We start from the raw sequence: 3877 nt of genomic DNA on the forward strand, positions 1-3877 counted from the left end.
TATTTTTTTCTTCTTCTAATTACGTTTTGTGGGTTGCAATAAAATCTAGGATTGATATATTGACCAAATTCTTCAAATGAGATCAAGAATTTTTGGATGCCAGCTTCAGATGGGGAGATTTCGTCTTCAGCAAAGAATAAAACTATGCCTTTATCTGTTATGTAAAAGGCTTGTGAATCTGGAATTTCCACGATTGTATCTGGATAAAAAAGCTTTGGTGTTTGAGCGATTTTATTATTGATATAATTAGAAAGTATATTTATATAGTCTACACCTGGGTTAAATAAATCTTTTAAAGAAAGCTGATTTCCGTTTAATAAATCTATGTTGAAGCTATATAATTCTTCGTATTGAGGTCCTTCATTAGTACTAAGAGAAGTCAAATACAGCACGAAGCTTAAAATATGATTTTTGCTAAAGGTAATGTCGTAAGTAGTATTTACTTGATAGACTCTTTTAGGAAGATCGTTTTCTGATGCTGTTTTGTTATATTGAGCCATTTCTTCATAAAGTCCATTTCTAAAGGTTTCAACACTAGAGTAAACAGTTTTATTTAAATTATCTAAGATTTTCTTATCTACTTGAAAATATCCATTTTTAACATTATAAAAAACTGGATAGCTTATATCGAAATAAAAAAATTCCTCTCTTCCAAAAATCTCATTATATTGAATATATAATAAATTATAAATACAGCCTATATAATTGGTGTTCATTTGATTCATTATAATTCGTTGCAAAATCTATAAAACCTAGAGCGAAAATTTTATAGACTTACACAACTGTTCACCTCCTGTTTGTAAAAATAAATTAGTAATATTTATGATTTTTTTATAAAAAAAAGAACTTTATAATTATGAAAGATAAATAAAGTATATAAAGTAATGAAAATAGCTAAAATAAAGGTAATTATATGATATAATACATAAGATTAATAGAATAATGGGAGGTAATAAATTGTTATTATTAGCGGATCAATGGAAAGATTATGAACTTATAGATATGGGAAATGGAGAAAAACTAGAGAGATGGGGTAAATATGTACTTAGAAGACCGGACCCTCAAGTAGTATGGCCAATGGAATCAGAATGGGCTCTATGGAAAAATCCTCATGGACATTACCACAGAAGCAACAAAGGTGGTGGACAATGGGAACACAAGAAAAAATACCCAGAACAATGGACTATAAGCTATAAAAATTTAAAATTTTATATAAAACCAACAGGATTTAAACACACAGGATTATTCCCTGAACAAGCGGCAAATTGGGAATGGTCTATGGATAAAATAAAAAATGCTAAAAGACCTATAAAGGTTTTAAATTTATTTGCTTATACTGGTGGAGCAACTGTAGCTTGTGCGGCAGCTGGAGCAGAGGTTTGTCACGTAGATGCTTCTAAGGGTATGACTACTCAAGCAAAGGAAAATCTTCATTTATCAGGACTTGGAGATAGAAAGGTGAGATTTATAGTAGATGACGTTGTAAAATTTGTAGAAAGAGAAATAAGAAGAGGACATAAATACGATGCGATAATAATGGATCCACCTTCTTATGGAAGAGGACCTAAAGGAGAAGTTTGGCAAATAGAAGATAAGCTTTTCGATTTCGTAAATCTATGTATGAACGTATTATCAGACAAGCCATTATTTTTCTTAATAAATTCATATACAACAGGATTTTCTCCAATAGTACTAGAAAATGTACTTCAAACTACTATCGGAAAGAAAGTAAAAGGTGGAAAAATATACGGTGGAGAATTAGGAATACCTGCTTCAAGAGACGGAAAAATTCTTCCATGTGGTATATTTGGTAGATGGGAGTCTAAATAATGATAAATGTAATATACGAAGATAATCATCTGTTAGTAGTTGAGAAGCCAGTAAACGTATTATCTCAGGGTGACAATACTAACGATGATGATATGGTAAATTTACTTAAAAAATATTTAAAAGTAAAATACAATAAGCCAGGTAATGTTTTTGTGGGGCTTGTACATAGATTAGATAGACCAGTTGGTGGAGTGATGGTATTTGCTAAGACTTCGAAGGCTGCTTCTAGATTATCTGAGCAGGTTAGAAATAAAACATTTAAAAAAACTTATAAGGCTGTAATTCATGGAAATATGAAAAAGAGAGAAGATAGTTTAAGCGATTATCTATATAAAGACAAGAAAACTAATATGGTAAGTGTGGTAAATAAAAATCACAAGGATGCTAAAGACGCTAAATTGAGCTATAAGACATTGGCATCAAATAATGGCTTTAGCCTTGTAGAGGTTGATTTAAAAACAGGTAGACCGCACCAAATAAGAGTGCAATTTTCGAGCAGAAATCATCCACTTTACGGAGATCAAAGATACGGAAAAAATGTCAATAAAAAAGGACAGCAAATTGCACTGTGGTCTTATAAAATAGAGATAGAGCATCCAACTAAAAAAGAAAAAATGGAATTTATTTGTGAGCCACCAGATGTATATCCATGGAATATGTTTTAGTTTGTTTCAAAAGGAGAAAAAATGGAGAGATATATAGGTTTTTACATCGAAGAACCAGTAGGAAATAATATTTTTTCTTATGAAGAAAGAACTAATAAGAAAATTTTCGTTCCGAAGTTGATAAAGGGAACATTAGACGATGTATATTTAGGAGAAAATATAGTATTTAACGAAATCGATGAGGATACAGAAATAAAGGCAATAGGACTTAAAAATTTAGTTCAATACGAAGTAGACGACAAGGTTGTATATGTATTTGATAACCACAATCATGCGTTTTATTTTTGGATGAAAAGTATGCAAAAGGGACTGTTTAACAAAGGCTGTAGATTAGTTCACGTAGACCAGCACAAGGACATGAGAAAGCCTGAAGAGTACGATGTCGATGTAGATGATTTAGATGATGTTTTTAGATACACAAATAAGGTCTTAAACGTGGGAAACTTTATACAACCAGCATTAAAAAAAGAAATATTTTCTGATATTGATATAATCGATAGTTCTTACGGATTTGATATAGAAGTAGATGGTGAATATGTTTTAGACATAGATTTAGATATATTTTCGAAGGATATGGACTATATTCCATATGATTTTAAGCTAAATAAGATAAAAGATTTAATAAAAGGCGCCAAAGTGATTACAATTGCTACAAGTCCGTATTTTATAGAGCAAGAGTATGCCATAAAGGTATTAAAAGAATTATTCAATTATGATATAATATAGAATTGTTAAATAAGAAAATAAAAACTTAAAAAATAAATTAATTATTTAGGAGGAACTTATAATGAGTTTATATGCAGATTGGAAAAATCTTTGCGAAAATCATGCGAATAATGACGAAGAAATAAAATTCTGGCAAAATTATTTAGAATCAGAAGCAGGGATATACAATGAAATATTAAACAACAAAATTGACGTTGTAGAAGGTGTTGTTTCTGAATTAGCAGCTAAATATGGTGTAAGCAACGAAATATTCATGGGGTTCATGGATGGAATAAACGAAAGTATAGAAGAAAGCTTAGATCTAGAAGCTATAGAAGCAGATACTCAAGTTTCTATAAAAATAGACTGGGAAAAATTATACTACAACATGTTAGCTGCTGAAGCACATTGGCTATATGAATTAGAAGGATGGAATGGAATATTATCTCCAGAAACTAGAAAAACTATAACTAAAGACTACAACAGATCAAGAATAGTTGTAAAAGAAAATAAAATTGGAAGAAATGATCCATGTCCATGTGGAAGCGGTAAAAAATACAAAAAATGCTGTGGAAAAAACAAATAAATTTGTTGATAAAAGGAGTTGCATTAAATTGTGCAGCTCCTTTGTTTTGGTAAAACCTTATTGTACAGCTTCTTTGATTGTATCTATCATT

The 3877-nt window shown here is 30.3% G+C and carries 5 protein-coding genes; 4 read left to right on the forward strand and 1 reads right to left on the reverse strand.

The features are described from left to right. A partial coding sequence (locus SPD90_RS12600; protein WP_320925458.1) for a DUF3298 and DUF4163 domain-containing protein occupies positions 1-740 on the reverse strand: 740 nt, incomplete at its 3' end. 217 nt (positions 741-957) lie between these two features. Between SPD90_RS12600 and SPD90_RS12605 the strand changes: the two genes are divergently transcribed. The 4 genes from SPD90_RS12605 to SPD90_RS12620 all read left to right on the forward strand — a co-directional run bounded on the left by SPD90_RS12605 (position 958) and on the right by SPD90_RS12620 (position 3786). Then, positions 958-1830: a class I SAM-dependent methyltransferase gene (locus SPD90_RS12605; RefSeq protein WP_290686985.1), complete on the forward strand. Its 873-nt coding sequence runs from the start codon at positions 958-960 to the stop codon at positions 1828-1830. After that, positions 1830-2495 carry an RluA family pseudouridine synthase gene (locus tag SPD90_RS12610; RefSeq protein WP_290686984.1) on the forward strand — a complete coding sequence of 222 codons (666 nt, stop codon included), beginning with the start codon at positions 1830-1832 and terminating at the stop codon, positions 2493-2495. The genes SPD90_RS12605 and SPD90_RS12610 overlap by 1 nt, the downstream gene beginning before the upstream one ends. 21 nt (positions 2496-2516) lie before the next feature. Beyond that, positions 2517-3221 (forward strand): UPF0489 family protein, encoded by a 705-nt coding sequence (locus SPD90_RS12615; RefSeq protein ID WP_290686983.1) that lies wholly within the window; start codon positions 2517-2519, stop codon positions 3219-3221. A 61-nt stretch (positions 3222-3282) separates the two neighbouring features. Next, positions 3283-3786, forward strand: a complete 504-nt coding sequence (locus tag SPD90_RS12620; RefSeq protein WP_320925459.1) for an SEC-C metal-binding domain-containing protein — start codon at positions 3283-3285, stop codon at positions 3784-3786. Positions 3787-3877: the final 91 nt, after the last annotated feature.

Source organism: Intestinibacter sp., from assembly GCF_034113885.1.
GTDB lineage: Bacteria > Bacillota > Clostridia > Peptostreptococcales > Peptostreptococcaceae > Intestinibacter.